This is a genomic window from Streptomyces sp. NPDC086147, from assembly GCF_040702165.1.
Lineage (GTDB): Bacteria > Actinomycetota > Actinomycetes > Streptomycetales > Streptomycetaceae > Streptomyces.
Map to the genome: position 1 here is coordinate 15,528 of NZ_JBFBJO010000028.1, position 14,503 is coordinate 30,030.

At 70.4% G+C, this 14,503-nt stretch carries 15 protein-coding genes and 1 pseudogene; 9 read left to right on the forward strand and 7 right to left on the reverse strand.

What is annotated here, in order from left to right; all coding sequences use genetic code 11:
• Nucleotides 1–3: 3 nt before the first annotated feature.
• Nucleotides 4–1,737 (forward strand): GAF domain-containing protein, encoded by a 1,734-nt coding sequence (locus AB0398_RS31855; RefSeq protein ID WP_366379138.1) that lies wholly within the window; start codon nt 4–6, stop codon nt 1,735–1,737.
• 3 nt (nt 1,738–1,740) lie between these two features.
• On the opposite strand, the gene AB0398_RS31860 is transcribed toward AB0398_RS31855, so the two are convergent.
• Together AB0398_RS31860 and AB0398_RS31865 are read right to left on the reverse strand one after the other, a co-directional pair.
• Complete coding sequence (locus AB0398_RS31860; RefSeq protein WP_366379139.1) at nt 1,741–2,427, reverse strand: response regulator transcription factor; 687 nt, start codon at nt 2,425–2,427, stop codon at nt 1,741–1,743.
• Nucleotides 2,428–2,553: 126 nt separating this feature from the next.
• Nucleotides 2,554–3,231 (reverse strand): GAP family protein, encoded by a 678-nt coding sequence (locus tag AB0398_RS31865; RefSeq protein WP_366379140.1) that lies wholly within the window; start codon nt 3,229–3,231, stop codon nt 2,554–2,556.
• A gap of 386 nt (nt 3,232–3,617) precedes the next feature.
• Between AB0398_RS31865 and AB0398_RS31870 the strand changes: the two genes are divergently transcribed.
• Entirely contained in the window at nt 3,618–3,932 is a 315-nt protein-coding gene (locus AB0398_RS31870; RefSeq protein ID WP_366379141.1) for a helix-turn-helix domain-containing protein, read from the forward strand.
• A gap of 60 nt (nt 3,933–3,992) precedes the next feature.
• Here AB0398_RS31870 and AB0398_RS31875 read toward each other — a convergent pair whose 3' ends face one another.
• The gene (locus AB0398_RS31875) at nt 3,993–5,147 is read right to left on the reverse strand and encodes a tyrosine-type recombinase/integrase (RefSeq protein WP_366379142.1); all 1,155 of its coding nucleotides are present in this window, start codon (nt 5,145–5,147) and stop codon (nt 3,993–3,995) included.
• Between the two features lie 92 nt (nt 5,148–5,239).
• Here AB0398_RS31875 and AB0398_RS31880 point away from each other — a divergent pair.
• Nucleotides 5,240–5,404: pseudogene (locus AB0398_RS31880) on the forward strand (pirin family protein); the annotation flags it as partial.
• Between the two features lie 157 nt (nt 5,405–5,561).
• Here the strand turns inward: AB0398_RS31880 and AB0398_RS31885 are convergent.
• Nucleotides 5,562–6,428, reverse strand: a complete 867-nt coding sequence (locus AB0398_RS31885) for a LysR family transcriptional regulator (RefSeq protein WP_366379143.1) — start codon at nt 6,426–6,428, stop codon at nt 5,562–5,564.
• Nucleotides 6,429–6,753: 325 nt separating this feature from the next.
• On the opposite strand from AB0398_RS31885, the gene AB0398_RS31890 reads away from it, so the two are divergent.
• Together AB0398_RS31890 and AB0398_RS31895 are read left to right on the forward strand one after the other, a co-directional pair.
• Nucleotides 6,754–7,149 (forward strand): alpha/beta hydrolase, encoded by a 396-nt coding sequence (locus tag AB0398_RS31890; protein WP_366379144.1) that lies wholly within the window; start codon nt 6,754–6,756, stop codon nt 7,147–7,149.
• Nucleotides 7,150–7,585: 436 nt separating this feature from the next.
• Nucleotides 7,586–8,083, forward strand: coding sequence for a DM13 domain-containing protein (locus AB0398_RS31895; RefSeq protein ID WP_366379178.1), 498 nt, complete (start codon nt 7,586–7,588; stop codon nt 8,081–8,083).
• 125 nt (nt 8,084–8,208) lie between these two features.
• Here AB0398_RS31895 and AB0398_RS31900 read toward each other — a convergent pair whose 3' ends face one another.
• From AB0398_RS31900 to AB0398_RS31910, 3 genes are all read right to left on the reverse strand, one after another.
• Nucleotides 8,209–9,678, reverse strand: coding sequence for a SulP family inorganic anion transporter (locus tag AB0398_RS31900; protein ID WP_366379145.1), 1,470 nt, complete (start codon nt 9,676–9,678; stop codon nt 8,209–8,211).
• 8 nt (nt 9,679–9,686) lie between these two features.
• Nucleotides 9,687–10,268 (reverse strand): carbonic anhydrase, encoded by a 582-nt coding sequence (locus AB0398_RS31905; protein WP_366379146.1) that lies wholly within the window; start codon nt 10,266–10,268, stop codon nt 9,687–9,689.
• 78 nt (nt 10,269–10,346) lie between these two features.
• Nucleotides 10,347–10,640, reverse strand: coding sequence for a hypothetical protein (locus AB0398_RS31910; protein WP_366379147.1), 294 nt, complete (start codon nt 10,638–10,640; stop codon nt 10,347–10,349).
• 461 nt (nt 10,641–11,101) lie between these two features.
• Here AB0398_RS31910 and AB0398_RS31915 point away from each other — a divergent pair, with 461 nt between their 5' ends.
• The 4 genes from AB0398_RS31915 to AB0398_RS31930 all read left to right on the forward strand — a co-directional run bounded on the left by AB0398_RS31915 (nt 11,102) and on the right by AB0398_RS31930 (nt 14,449).
• Entirely contained in the window at nt 11,102–11,254 is a 153-nt protein-coding gene (locus tag AB0398_RS31915; RefSeq protein WP_366379148.1) for a hypothetical protein, read from the forward strand.
• Between the two features lie 92 nt (nt 11,255–11,346).
• On the forward strand, nt 11,347–12,573 hold the full coding sequence (locus AB0398_RS31920) for a hypothetical protein (protein ID WP_366379149.1): 1,227 nt from the start codon (nt 11,347–11,349) through the stop codon (nt 12,571–12,573).
• A gap of 80 nt (nt 12,574–12,653) precedes the next feature.
• Nucleotides 12,654–13,232 (forward strand): hypothetical protein, encoded by a 579-nt coding sequence (locus AB0398_RS31925; protein WP_366379150.1) that lies wholly within the window; start codon nt 12,654–12,656, stop codon nt 13,230–13,232.
• Complete coding sequence (locus AB0398_RS31930; protein WP_366379151.1) at nt 13,229–14,449, forward strand: MFS transporter; 1,221 nt, start codon at nt 13,229–13,231, stop codon at nt 14,447–14,449. Before AB0398_RS31925 ends, AB0398_RS31930 begins: the two co-directional genes overlap by 4 nt.
• Nucleotides 14,450–14,503 lie beyond the last annotated feature (54 nt).

Sequence of the window (14,503 nt, forward strand, 5' to 3'; positions counted from 1 at the left end):
CTGATGGACCGGGACGACGCACGGGCCGGGGACGCGCGGCTGCCGCGGTTGCGGCTGGACGAACTGCTCGACGAGCTCCAGACGCGCATCGGCGAGGTCCGGGGAACCAGGGACCGGCTCAACGGTCTCCTCGAAGCCGTCATGTCCGTCGGCCGGAGGCTCGACCTGCCCCAGGTGCTGCACGGCATCGTGGAGTCCGCCGTGACCCTGGTGGACGCCGAGTACGGGGCCTTGGGCGTCATCGGCGACGACCAGAGGCTCTCGGAGTTCCTCACCGTCGGCATCGATGACGAGCTCCACGAGCGGATCGGCGCGCTGCCGTCGGGGCACGGCATCCTCGGCGAGCTGATCCGCAACCCCGAGCCGTTGCGCCTGTCCGAACTGTCCGAGCACCCCGCCTCGTACGGCTTCCCGTCCCATCACCCGCCGATGCGTTCCTTCCTGGGCGTTCCGATCCGGGTCCGCGACGAGGTGTTCGGCAACCTCTACCTGACCGAGAAGCGGGGCCGGGCGGACTTCGACGCGGAGGACGAGGCCGTCGTGACGACCCTGGCGGTCGCGGCGGGCATCGCCATCGAGAACGCCCGCCTCTACGAGGAGGCCGGCCTGCGCCAGCGCTGGCTGGCCGCCAGCTCCGACTTCACCAGCGCCCTGCTGTCCGGGGCGGCGGAGACCGAGGTCCTCGACGGCATGCTGGAGCGGGCCGTGGACATCGCGGGCGCGGACGTGGGGATCTTCCACCTGGTCGGGCCGAGCGGGGAACTGCCGGGGACGCTGGCCTACGGCGAAGGGGCCGACGCGCACCGGAACGTGGTGCTGCCCAGCGCCGAGGGCACCCTGGCGGCGGCCGCCCTCGCCGAGGACGGCCTCGTGACGGTCCTCGACATCGAGACCGACGAGCGGATCACGGTGCGACCGGAGCGCTGGAAGGGTTTCGGTCCGGCGGTGGCCGTCACGGTCGGCACGAAGGAACGGTTGAGCGGCGTGCTGGTCCTGGCGCGGAGGGCCGGACGACCACCCTTCACGGGTGCCGAGATCACCGCGCTGCCGGTCTTCACCGGCCAGGCGGCCCTCGCCCTCGAACTGGCCGACCGGCGACGCGACGCCGAACAGGTGAGCCTCCTGGAGGACCGCGACCGCATCGCCCGTGACCTGCACGACCTCGCGATCCAGCGCTTGTTCGCCACCGGCATGACCTTGCAGAGCGCCCGCCGCTTCGTCGAACACCCCGAAGCGGCAGCCCGCCTCACCCGGGCCATCGACGACCTGGACGCCACCATCAAGATCATCCGCTCGACCATCTTCGGCCTCCGGGAGCACGAAGGACCGGGAACGGCCCCGAAACTCAGGAACCACGTCGTCAAAGCGGTCGACTCGGCCGCCCCCGCGCTCGGCTTCGCCCCCGCGCTGCGCATGGAGGGCCTGCTCGACACGGACGTGCCGGCCGGTGTGGCCGACGAGGTGGTCGCGGTGATCGGAGAGGCACTCACCAACGTGGCCCGGCACGCGAAGGCCCGCCGGGCGGAGGTCGCGGTCGTCGCCGGGGACGGCGTCCTCGCGGTGACGGTGGGCGACGACGGCATCGGCGCCCGGGAGGGCGGCCACCGCGGCGGCCTGCGGAACCTCACCGAACGGGCCGAGCGCCTGGGCGGCGCCCTGTCCGTCCGCGCCCGGCCCGACCCGATCGGCGGCACGGTGCTCGAATGGCGCGTCCCCCTGAGAACTCCTCGGGAGTGAGGCCTACCCTTCCTCCGCCTCGTGCTCGTGGACCTGCGCCGCGATCACCGCCGCCTGGACGCGACGCTCCACGCCCAGCTTCCCCAGGAGTCGGGAGATGTGGTTCTTGACCGTCTTCTCCGACAGATAGAGCCGCTGTGCGATCTGCCGATTGGTGAGCCCTTCACCGATGAGCTCCAGGACGGCCCGCTCCCGCTCGGAGAGCGCCGTGAGCCGTTCGTCCTCCGGGTGCTTCGCGGTCTCCGGGTCCCGCAGCGACCGCATCAGCCGGGCCGTGGTGGCCGGGTCGAGCATCGACTGCCCCGCAGCCACCGTCCGCACCGCCGATACCAGGTCGGAACCTTTGATCTGCTTGAGCACGTACCCCGCCGCCCCCGCCATGACGGCGTCGATCAGGGCGTCCTCGTCGTCGAACGAGGTCAGCATCAGACACGCCAGACCGGGCATCGCCGAGCGCAGCTCCCGGCACACGGTGATCCCGTCGCCGTCGGGCAGGCGCACGTCCAGGACGGCCACGTCAGGCCGCAGGGCGGGGCCCCTGGCCAGCGCCTGGTCCGCCGTCGCCGCCTCCCCGACCACCTCCAGGTCGGGCTCGTCGTCGATCAGGTCGCGCAGGCCCCGGCGTACCACTTCGTGGTCGTCCACGAGGAACACCCGCGTCGGCGCTCCGGCTGCCGGCAGATCGGACATGGCGACCCCTATGGTCGGTGGACACGTACCCGCCCCCACGAGAATTGTCCGGTATGAGCGGCTTCCATGGGCACCGGTGTTCACCCGGACGCCGACACGTCCACCGTTCGTACCGGTGGGAGGGGATCAGCGACCGAGGCCGGTGAGTCCGTCGCCGAGGACGCCGGCGCCCAGGAGGAGCATGACGATCACCGTGATCACGGTGCTGTTGGCGGTCATGAAACGTCTGACGCCGTCCAGGAACGAGACCGCGCGCCGCCCGCCGAGGAGATGAGCGCCGACGGAGCCGAGCACCGTGCAGGAACCGATGAGGACGAAGGCGACGACGGCCACGGCGAGGTCGGCACCGTGAGCGCCGGCCTCGATGATCGACGCGGCGGCCGATGCCGTCAGGACGAGGTTCTTGGGATTGGCAGCCGAGAGCAGTGCACCAAGCAGCAGGGCCCGCCCTGCCGTCGCGTCACCGAGGGACGCCATCCAGCCCGGCTCCTCGACCCGGTCACCCTTGCGGGGCCGTTTCCACCACTTGCGCACCCCCCACACGATGAGGGTCGCCCCGGCGAACACGCGCCCCCAGTCGGCGACGGCCGCCGACGGGCTGTCGGGCTCGTCGGCGCCCCCGAACACCACCACGCCGAGCACGGCCAGGACCGCGAGCCCGGCGATCCATCCCGCCGCGAAGAGCAGACCGTTGCGGCGGCCGTGCCCGCCGGTCAGGATCAGGACGATCCCGATCAGCGGGAAGGGACTCAGCGCGACCGCCAACGCGGCCGGCAGAATGGCTCCGATTGCTTGGACCAGCACAGTCCCTCCTGAGTGGTCGCCTTGATCGGTGAGGGGGACGCGACAGTTCCTTCGGATTCCAGCCTGCTGCACCGACGTCGTACGCGGGCAGTGCCGAACGGTCCTTTCCCGGACCCAGTGGTCCCTGAAGCGTGTTGTAGAAGGTCGCTTCTGAGCAGGTCAGAGCCAGTTTTTTAGGCCAGCCTGGTATGTGGCGGGGTTGAGGTCGCGCACGTAAGCGACGACTTGGACCGAGTGGTGGAGGCCGGTGCTGCGCTGGCAGCGGTCATAGAGGACCACGTAGTGCTTTATTCAGGCGAAAGCGCGCTCGACGCAGCCCGGGCCCTGCGGTTTTCTACGTTGTCCTTCCCTTCACCCGGCAGCAGAGCTTTGCCTGGGAATTCGTGGTGCGAGACGACGAGGCCGGTCAGGGTAAGAACGATGTATTAGCACAGTATTTCGGTTCCACAAAACGATTCCCTGCGTGTGATTCTCCCCGACAGATGCAGGATCTCGTCGAGAGGGAACCAATGGACCGGAATTTTATGAGTGCCAAGGAAACTGCCAAGTATCTGAACATGTCGGTGCCGTGGGTGTATCGGGAAGCTGCTCGCGCGGGCCTCGTTCCGTACAGGTTCGGGTGTGGGCGGAATGCCAAGCTTCAGTTCAAGGTGGCCGAGGTTCAAGCATGGGTGAAACAGCAGCGGTTGCCGGGTGATTGAGGCTATTCGGACGGATGTATGCAGGGCCCTCTCCTCGTCTGAGGAGAGGGCCTTGAACGTTCAGGCGGCGAGGTCGAGGTCCAGGACCTGGGCGGCTCGGCCGATCGAGCCGGGCATGAGGTGGCGGTAGATCTTGAAGGTGATGTCGAGGCTGCGGTGGCCCATCCATTCCGCGACGTCGGTGATGGGGATGTTGTGGGTGAGGCAGTTGGAGGCGAAGAAGTGGCGGAAGCCGTAGACGACCATGCCGTCGGGGATCTCGACGAGGCCGTTCTTCTTGATGCGCTTCCACTGGTTCCCGATGTGGTGGTTGGACATCGGCATAGTCAGGTCTCGCGGGTTGCGGAGCAGGTAACCGTCGATAGTGCCGTACGTGTCCGCGTACCACTCGATGGAGTGTTTGACCCGGGCCGGGAGCGGGACGTCACGGTAGTCGTCGGCCTTGCGGTGCTTGAGGGGCGCGTAGGTCTTAGTGGTCTGGTTGACCTGCTCGGTGATCCGGTACACGTCGTCGGCCACGATGTTGTTGATGTTGACGGCCAGGGCTTCCCCGTTGCGCATACCGCAGCCGCTCATAAGGTCGGCGACGAGGCGGAACACGTCGTCGCCGGCGGTGCGTATGCCGTGGAGTTGGGAGGGGGAGGGGATGACGGCGCGCTTGGGGTCGTACTGCGGGGGCTTGACGCCGTCGAGCGGGTTGTCGTCGTAGAGGCCGAGCCGGTGGGCGTCCAGCAGGATCGACTTGAGTTTGTCGAAGGCGTTGGACTGGGTGGCCAGGCCGACGCCATTGCGCTCCATGGTCTGGATGAAGGCTTCGACGACCTTGTGGTTGAAGGTGCCCATTCGGCGGCTCTGGAAGGCGGGGTAGAGGTGGTGGACGAGCAGTGATTCGAGGTGCCGCAGGGAGCTGGGGCTGAGGTCGCGCTGGCCGGCCTTCCACTCGGTGACGTACTGCTTGAACTGCATCGGGCTGTACTTCTGGATGCGTTCGGCCTTGTGCTGGTTCTGTGGATTGTTCTTCCGGGCCTGGTACATCTCGGCAAGACGGGCCTTGGCCTTGTCCTGGGTGGAGAAGCCGGATTCCTCGGCCTGCCGTCCGGCCGCGTTGCGATAGCGGATCTTGTACTCGTGCGGGCACCTGGGCCATCGGCTCTCGGGGTGCTCGCACTCCTTGAAGAAGCTGCCCATGCCGCGGACGAGGTTGATGGTGGCCATGGTTGTCGGCTCCCGGGCGTCTTGCTGACCTTTTGCTGACCCCGGATGGTCGATCAAGCCCCTGAGCTGGGGTGAAACGGCGAACCCGTGCTATGTGGTGGAACTTCGTCGCCCGGTCCGGTGAGGAGATCGCACAGGCGCGTGACGACTGGGAGCAGGGCTCGCGGTTCGGCGAGGTGCACGGCTACGACGGCGCCCGCCTGCCCGCCCCGGAACTGCCCACCACCCCGCTGAAGCCACGCGGACGGTTGCGCTGACCTGGGGAAACCCATGGCCGAGCGTGGCCGCGCCCGGCGAACGCGTCCTGGCCCGGCCGAAGCCTCGGCGCCTGCCCCGGTGAGCCGGAAGTCGTGATCACCCGTGAGGTAGGGGAACGCGGTTGCAGGGAAGGGGCGGCGTGATCATCGCACCACTTCACGGGAGGAGCGCGTGGTCCAGGAACGCCCGGGCGACCGGAGTGCAGTCGTCGAGAGAGGGCACGGCCAGGGCGAGGGTCCTGTGGATCGGTCTGTCCAGAGGGCGGATGACGGTGTTGCCGAGATCTGTGGGCAGGCCCAGGGTGGGCACGATGCTGACTCCCAGACCGGCGTCCACCATCGCGATGATGGCTGACAGTTCGCCCGCTTCGTAGGCGATGCTGAGGGTGGCGTCTGCCTGGCGCACGCCGTTCAGGATAACCGGCCGGCATCCGCCGGTCGTCAGGATGAACGGCTCGCCTGCCAGCGCGCGCACGGCGACTGTCCGCGCCGAGGCGAGTGCGTGGTCCCGCGGCAGCAGCGCGACCATCGTGTCCGTCCCCAGCGGCACGGTGTGCACCCCGGATTCCGGGAGGACGACCACGCCCATTTCCGCGGCTCCGTTCTTCAGCCAGGCGCGTATCTCCGGGCTGTAACCCTCCAGAACACGCACGCTGACCTGGGGGTGACGGTCGTTGAACGCGCGTAGCCGAGCGGCGATCAGCGTCCCGGTGGCGCTCGGCAGACTCGCGAGCCGCAGGGACCCCACCACGTGACCGACCGCGGCCGCCACGTCCGGGCGGATCAGATCGAAGTGCCGGATCGCCTCCCGGGCCCGGGAGACGGCCCGCCGCCCGGCCTCGGTGAGGGCGACACCTTCTCGGCGCCGCACCAGCAGCGCTGTGCCCAGATCGGCCTCCAGCGCCGCGATCGACCGGCTGACGTGTGGCTGGGACATGCCGGTCCGCTCCGCCGCAGCGGTGCACCCCCCGTGCTCGGCGACGGCCAGCAAGACCCGCAAGTGCGATAGCCGCACCCGCTCCACCCCCTGTGCTTCGACCGCTCACCAGCAGCTATGCCGACGGGCCCATACCCCCATGCCGGTCATGGTATTTGACGGAAACATATTCAGGCCGGGAAGGTCATGACCTCGAACGTTGAGGACACGACTTCGGAGGCGGCATGTCGTCTGTAACCGTCACTCGCGAGGCCGTCGACGTAGACGGCCGGCCCGCCAGTTACCTCACCGCAGACGGGCCGGACGGCCTCGCGGACCGTCCGGCCGTCCTGCTGCTGCACGGCACCTACTGGAGCCGGGTGTGGCTGCCGGTCCTGACGGAGCTGGCTAGCGCTTCCGGAACCCCGAGGTGGTGGCCGCCACGACCGTGGGGGAACTGCTCACCGCCCGGCGCACCGCGGTCACCGCCGCGCTGGGCCGCCCGGCCGCCGAGGAGGAGATCTCCGAGTACCTCGACCCCTGGCGCAGCCGGCGCGTCGGCCGTTCCTGGATGGCACTGGCCGGCGCGGCCGACAACCGCTACACCCTCGACCTGCTCCCGGCACTGCGCCGCTCGGCGATGCCGAAGCTGCTGGTGTGGGGAGAGAACGACGGCTTCCAGGACATCGCGTACGCCGAGCGCTTCGCCGAGGAGATGCCGCACACCGAGCTGGTGCGCGTTCCGAACGCGGGCCACATCCCCATGGAGAACGACGCCGAGGCCGTTGCGGCGGCGCTCTCGGCCTTCTTCGCTCCGCACGGGACGTGACCGAGCCGCGAGGCTCGGCGCCGAGCCCGGGCGCAGGTTCGCCGAACCACATCGCAGGGAGGGCGGAGGGGTGTCGCGTTACGCCGCGACGGATCCCGCAGGTTCTCTCGCCGTCGAAGACACGGCTCCGGACCAGGCGTCCGTGTGCTTGAAGCGTTCGCGTACGGCGGCCGTGTCGAGTCGACTCGTCCTGCTCCGCACCGGCCTGTCGGTCGTGATCACGCGCCGCCGGGGCGACCTCTGGAGGGCCGCCCTCCGGGCCCGGTGTCCGGCCGTTCCCGTCGAAGCCGTCGACAACGCCCACGTGGACGTCCTAGCGGTGCTCCTCTGCGTGCCCGAAAATGACGAGCCGACGACGAAGCACGAGCGAGAAAGGGGAGTGGCAGTGGAGTGGAGCCGGAAGAAGAGGCGGTGGGCGGGTCTTGCGGCCGCCGCCGTGGTGGCCGTGGCGGCGGGACTGGTGTGGTTCAAGCCCTGGGCCCTGTGGCTGGACGAGACCGTCCACGAGGCACTGCCCTCCGCGAGCGCCCCGGCCGCGACGCCGACGGCGAATCCGGGCCCTTCCGTCTCGGCCGCCGCACCGGTCACGGTCGCACGGGGCGCGTTCATCAGCCATGAACACGCGACCACCGGCACGGCGAAGGTCGTCCGCCTCGCCGACGGCACCCACACCCTGCGACTGGAGGGACTCGACACCAGCAACGGCCCCGACCTGCACGTCCTGTTGAGCGACGCGCCGGTCAAGGAGGGCACGGCCGGATGGAGGGTCTTCGACGAGGGGCGGTACGTCGACCTGGCCAGGCTCAAGGGCAACAGGGGCGACCAGAACTACCCCCTGCCCACGGACGTCGACTGGTCGGAGTACCCCAGCGTCAGCATCTGGTGCGACCGGTTCGACGTCTCCTTCGGAGCCGCCGCGCTCGTCCGCGCCTGACGGCCCGCCACAAGCCGAACGGAGACCGTGCGAGGTCGTCTGATCGCCCCCGGACCGCCGGACGCCGGGGCTGCGGCAGCCCCGGCGGCCTCTGACGGCCGGGGGCCGGCCTGTCGTTCTCCGGATCAGGCCGCGGTGGTGAGCTTCACCGGTTCGATGCCGGTCGCACTGTGCCGTTCGGCCCAGCTCTCCAGCGCTGTGCGGCAGGCGTGGTCGAGGTGGTGCAGCCCCGACAGGTCGAGTTCGACCGGGCGGTCCTGCGGGAGGGACTCCAGCGTGTCGAGGATCTTCGGCAGGCGGAGGAACGTGGCGTTGCCCGCCAGGTGCGCCTCGATGGGACCCGCGCCCTTGTCGATGACGTCCATTTTGACGTGCGAGGCCTCCCAGGCGGTCTTGGCGACTGCCAGGGCCAGACCGATCAGGACGCCCTCGAACATGTTCACCACGACGATGGCGAGGGCAGTGACCACCAGGATCGCCGCCTCGCCCCTGTGCTCCCGCCACAACGCGGCGACCTGGCGGAACGGGATCAGTTTCCAGCCCGCGTGCACGAGGATGCCGGCGAGCGCGGGCAGGGGGATCAGCGCCAGGGCGAACGGGAGCGCGGCGGCGAACAGCAGCAGCCACACACCGTGCAGGACTCGCGACGCCTTGGTCTTCGCACCGGCGTTGACGTTGGCCGAACTGCGCACGATGACCGCGGTCATGGGCAGGGCGCCGAGCAGGCCGCAGACCGTGTTGCCCGTGCCCTGGGCGACCATCTCCTTGTCGTACTCGGTGCGCGGACCGTCGTGCAGCCGGTCCACGGCGGCCGCGCTGAACAGGCTCTCCGCCGAGGCGATCAGCGCGAACGCGATGATCGTGCCCCAGATGGCGGGACTGGCCAGCTCGCCGAAGGCCTCGGCACCGGGCGGCTGGACGACACCGAGCAGGCCCTCCACCTCGACGGTGGCGACCGGCAGTCCGAGGCCGAGCGTGGTGGCCGTCGCCAGCACCACCGCGGCGAGGGCCCCGGGCACGGACCGCGCCCGCTTCGGCATCCTGCTCCACAGCACGATGACGGCGATGGTGCCCGCGCCGATCGCGAGGGAGGCCAGGGCCGCGGTGCTCCCGAGCGCGTCGGCGAACGCGCGGGGCAGGCCCGTGATCTTCCCGATGCCGGTCTCCGGAGCCTTCAGGCCCGCCGCGGCGTAGAGCTGCCCGGCGATGATCACCAGGCCGATACCGCAGAGCATGCCCTCGACGACGGAGACGGATATCGCCCTGAACCAGCGGCCGATCCGGAAGAACCCCATGGCGAGCTGAAGCAGGCCGGCGATCAGCACGATCACGCCGAGCGTGCCCACCCCGAACTCGCTGACCGCCTCGAAGACGATCACGGTCAGGCCGGCGGCCGGTCCCGACACCTGGAGACTGCTGCCGCGCATGAGGCCGGTGACGAGGCCGCCGACGATGCCGGTGACGAGCCCCAGTTCGGCCGGGACGCCGGAGGCGACCGCAACCCCTACGCACAGGGGCACCGCGACGAGGAAGACGACGACGGAGGCGAGGAAGTCCTGACGTAAATGAGGGAACTTGGACAGCACGATGGTCACCCGTCCCCTCAGAGCGTCTCGAACGCGTCGGTGTCCGCGTGGTGTTCGCGTACGAGTCCGGTGTGGACCTCGTAGTACCAGCCGTGCAGGCGGAGTTCACCGGCGTGCAGGCGCTGCTCGACGCAGGGGTAGGAGCGCAGCCGCAGAAGCTGCGTCAGGACGTGGTTCTGCACGGCCTCGGCGACCGTCGGGTCGGCGGGGTCGGAGCAGCCGGGTTCCTTCGCGGCGTGCGCGAGCCAGTCCCGTACGGCGGGAACCGAGTTCAGATCGTCACCGCGCACCACGGCACCGACCGCGCCGCAGTGGGAGTGGCCGCACACCACGACGTCCTTGACGCCGAGGACCTCCACGGCGTACTCGATCGTCGCCGCCTCGCCGGTGGGGGTGGCGGAGGCGTACGGGGGAACGATGTTGCCGGCGGTGCGCAGCTCGAACAGCTCGCCGGGCCGGGCGCCCGTGATCAGTGCCGGTACGACCCGGGAGTCGGAGCAGGTGATGAACAGGACTTCGGGGGACTGGCCCGCGGCGAGGCCCGCGAACTCCTCGGGACGACGGCCGAAGGCACGTGCGTTGTCGATGAGAGGCTGCATGGTGTGGTGATTCCTCCTGGCGCGCCGTGACGGCGCGTCGGACTCGCATGACAGAGATGTGGGGGGCGTCCCGCTCGGTCAGCAGCGGGACATCTGGAGCGCGGCCCCGGAAGGGGCCGTGGATCTGCTCGACGCGCGGCCGCGCACGGCGTTGGGCGCGGCGTGGTCGAGCCCGGCCGCCGCTCCTCGGTCCGAGGACTTCGGCGCGTGGTCGGCCGGGCCGAGCGGGGTGGTCCCGGCCCGGCTGCCGACAGTGGGGCGATCAGGGGTGTGAATGTGCGTGGAAGAGGCCGCGGCGGCGAGGAGCGTGGACACGGGCAGCGGGGCGGCGCGGAACGCCGATGCGCTCCGGGTCGTCGTGGCTCGCGGCACGCTCTTCCCTTCCTGTGCAATCCACGCCTATGGATTACACCAAGAGAGGCCCAACTGATGGTCAAGAGAACCATAGGCGAGTAAAGTCGCGCGGTGGGTTAACTGCACGTGTCGGCCAGGAAAGAGCCCGGAAAGTGGGGGCTGTTTGGCCAGATCCGTGGCCCCTGAAGGTCTCCGCCCGTAGCGGTGGGGGTCTTGGCCGAGTCCGCCCGGGGGCGGGGAACCGCGCGTTTCCGCCAGAGTCGGCGGGTTCCGCGCGGAGCCGTGAGGGTCCGCCGCTCCGGCGTTCCGGGAGAGGTCGGGATCCGTCCACGTGAGGCGTGCGGTTCAGGTCAATCGCCAAGCCGACCCTTGACGGTCGATTGACCATCTCTTTACCTTCGGTGCCGATGGACGGCCGTCGCAGAACCATCGCTTGACGGACGTCCACCCCTCTCCCTTCGATTTCAGGAGGTTCCACCATGGATCAGCTCATCAAGCGCATGACGGAGGAGTCCGTGTGGCGCAAGTGGGTCGCCGCCAACTCCGCCCAGGCCGCCAAGGACGGGTGCATCAGCGCCACCGCCAAGAGCGGCTGCATCAGCACCACCACCAAGAGCGGTTGTATCTCCTGACCCGCTGATGCCCCACGCCGTCGGCGCGGCCGTCGCCGCGCCGACGGCTCCCGCTCGCTCCGCCCGCCGCCGACCCTCCCCGGAGAGCTCCCGTGAAGCGCCTGCCGAGTGCCGATGTCCTGGACAAGGTGCGTGACATCCCGATCTACCGCGCCTCCGTCGAGCGAGGTCACTTTCCGATCCTGGAGAAGCCGGAGATGGCCCGGGGCTTCCCCGACAACTGGATGACTCCCGAGCTGGCCCGCGCGCTGGAGGCGGGAGAGGCCGAGTTCGTGCTCTCCACCGGTACCAACCACGCCCGCATGCGGCTCATCCGGCCGCCCTACTTCCTGCTCCGCTCGTACTACCGCCTGTGGAGCGAGCACCCCGACCTCGGCACCTCGTGGCACGAAGGCGCCCGACGGGTCTCACTGACCACCGTCCTCGCCACCGAGCACGTGGCCCGGGTGAACGCCCGCAAGCCCGGCACCACCCCCGGTGAACGCTGGCTCGACGACCGCACCCTGTACCTCAACCGCCGCCTCGACCCGGCCGACTGGGACCGCGAAGAGGTCGAGCGCATGCTCACCGAGATCCGTGAGGCCGCCACCGCCCACTCCGACGGCACCTATCTGCTCGACTGCTCCGGCTACCACCTGGCGCACCTGGTCCGCAAAGTCTCCGCATGGGGCCTGTGGGGCGACTTCCCCCGTCCCGCCGGCATCGTCCACGCCTACGAGTACACGCCGTCGAACGTCCGCGCTTATCTGCGCGCCCACTTCGACTGCCCGGTGGTCGACCTCTTCGGCAGCACCGAACTCGGCTACCTCTTCTACAGCGACGCGGAAGGCCGGTACCAGCCCTATCTGCAGGACATGAGCGTGGAGCTGATCCCCGTGGAACCGGGCAGCGGCATCCACAGCCTCATCGTCACCAGCACCCGTAACCCCTACATGCCGCTGGTCCGCTACCGGTCCGGCGACTGCGTCCGCACCCGCGACGACAGTGCCGATCCGGAGAGGATCGTCTCCTTCTGCGGGCGGGAGAAGGAACTGCTGCGCACGCCCGACGGGCTTGTCTCCCAGGCAGACCTGGACGCCCGTATCGCCGGGGTCTGCACCCGCGTCTTCCTGCACCAGCTGCGTCTCATCGGCGAGGACCGGTGCCGCCTGGCGTACACGACCTTCGACGACGCGCCGCTCACAGCCGGCGAGACGGCCGAACTGGCCGCCGCCGTCAGCGCCCTGACCGGGCGGGACTGCCTGACGGAGCACCGCGCCGCCATCCCCGTCGGGCGCTCCGGCAAGTACGCCTGGCTGGCCGCGCACGACCCGTCCTGACCGATCCCGTCGCCCCCCGCCTGTCGTCCCCCGCGCACGGGGCCGTCCGGCGCGCCCGACGACGCCCCCGAAGGAGCCCCATGCCCACGTCCGCCGCCCATGCACCCTCGGGCAGCGCTGCCCACCGGGCGCCCACCGCCGAGGAGCTGCTCGGCCCGACCCTGTACGAGGAGGTGGTACGCCACTTCACGGCCGGGCCGGACGCACCGTCCGCGGCGGTCGTGCGACACCAGGTCCGCGAGTGCATGCGCTACCTCTACCTCGTCTCCCGCCACCCCGACCGGCTCGGCGGCCTCTTCCTGCCCGTGGAGCAGGACATCGACGAGATATGGCACTACCTCATCCTGCAGACGCGCGAGTACCGCGACCTGTGCGAACGGCGCCTGCCCGGCGGTCACTTCATCCACCACCGGAGCATCTCCTACGGCGCTTACCAGGAAGCGCCCGGACGGGAGGGCGCCGCCGAGCAGGCCCTGCGCTGGATCCCCCTCTACACGGCCGAGTTCGGCCCCTTCGACGCCGACGCCCTGCCGTACTGGACGATCGTGCGGTTCCTGCACGACGAACTGCACATGTCACCGGCGGAGATGGCCGGCCTGGTCGACGAGGCGGGGACGTCCGACGGACCGACGACGGTCCCCGTGCGGGACCACACGTGACCCAGACGGCCTCCTCGGCCACGGTGGCGGGTTTCTCCCGTGAACAGCGCCGCGCCCTGACGGTGCTCTGCGTCTCGCAGACGCTCGGCGGCGCGGGTATGGCAGCCGGCATCACGGTCGGCGCGCTGCTCGCCCAGGACCTGCTCGGCTCGACCGGTCTGGCCGGACTCCCGGCCGCGCTCTACACCGCCGGAGCGGCCTTCGGGGCGGCGGGTCTCGGGCATGTCGGCCAGCGCTTCGGGCGTCGTCCGGGGCTGGCGCTCGGCAACGGCATCGCCGCGCTGGGCAGCGCGGGCGTGGTAGCGGGAGCCGCGGCGCGCTGGCCCGTCCTGCTTCTGGCCGCCCTCTTCGTGTACGGGGCGGGCACGGTCACCGGTCTCCTGGCGCGCTACGCGGGCGCCGACCTCGCTCCACCCGAACGACGCGGCCGGGCCGCCGGAACCGTCCTGTTCGCCATGACCCTGGGAGCGGTCGTGGGCCCGAACCTGACCGGACCCACCGGCGACCTCGCCGACACCTGGGGCCTGCCGCGGCTGACGGGCCCCTTCCTGCTGGCGGCGGTCGCGTACGTGGCGGCCGCGCTCGTCCTGCTGGTGTGGTCGCGCCCGGACCCGCTGCCCCCGGCCCCGCCCCGGGAGCCCGGGGCCGCCCGTGCCGGGAGCCCCGCCCCCGGAGTCGTCACCGGCGCCACCGTGATGATCACCGCGCAGCTGGTGATGATCGCCGTGATGACCATGACGCCCGTCCACATGGCGGGCCACGGCCACACGACACGGGCGGTAGGCCTGGTCATCGCCCTGCACGTGGGCGCGATGTTCCTGCCGTCACCGCTGAGCGGCCTGCTCGCGGACCGGATCGGCGGGCGGAGGATCTCCATCGCGGCCGGAGCCGTCCTGCTGGGCGCGGGTCTGCTCGCCGGTCTCGCCCCACCGCACTCTCTCCCCCTCCTGGCCTGCGCGCTGGTCCTGCTCGGAGTCGGCTGGAACCTGGCCCTGCTCGGCGGCACGGCCATGCTCACGGACGCCGCGCCCGCCGAGAACCGGGCCGCGGTGCAGGGCCTCGCGGACGTGGGGATGTCCGTGGCGGGCGCGACCGGCGGCATGGCCTCGGGGCTGGTGATGGAGGGTGGCGGATACCCGGTCCTGGCGGCCGCCGCCGGGGCCCTCGCCCTCGCGGTCATCCCGGCCATGGCGAGGGGCGGCAGGCGCCCCACCTGACAGACGGCCGGTCGGTACCCACGCGGGAGGACGCTGCGGCACCCGCCACGACGG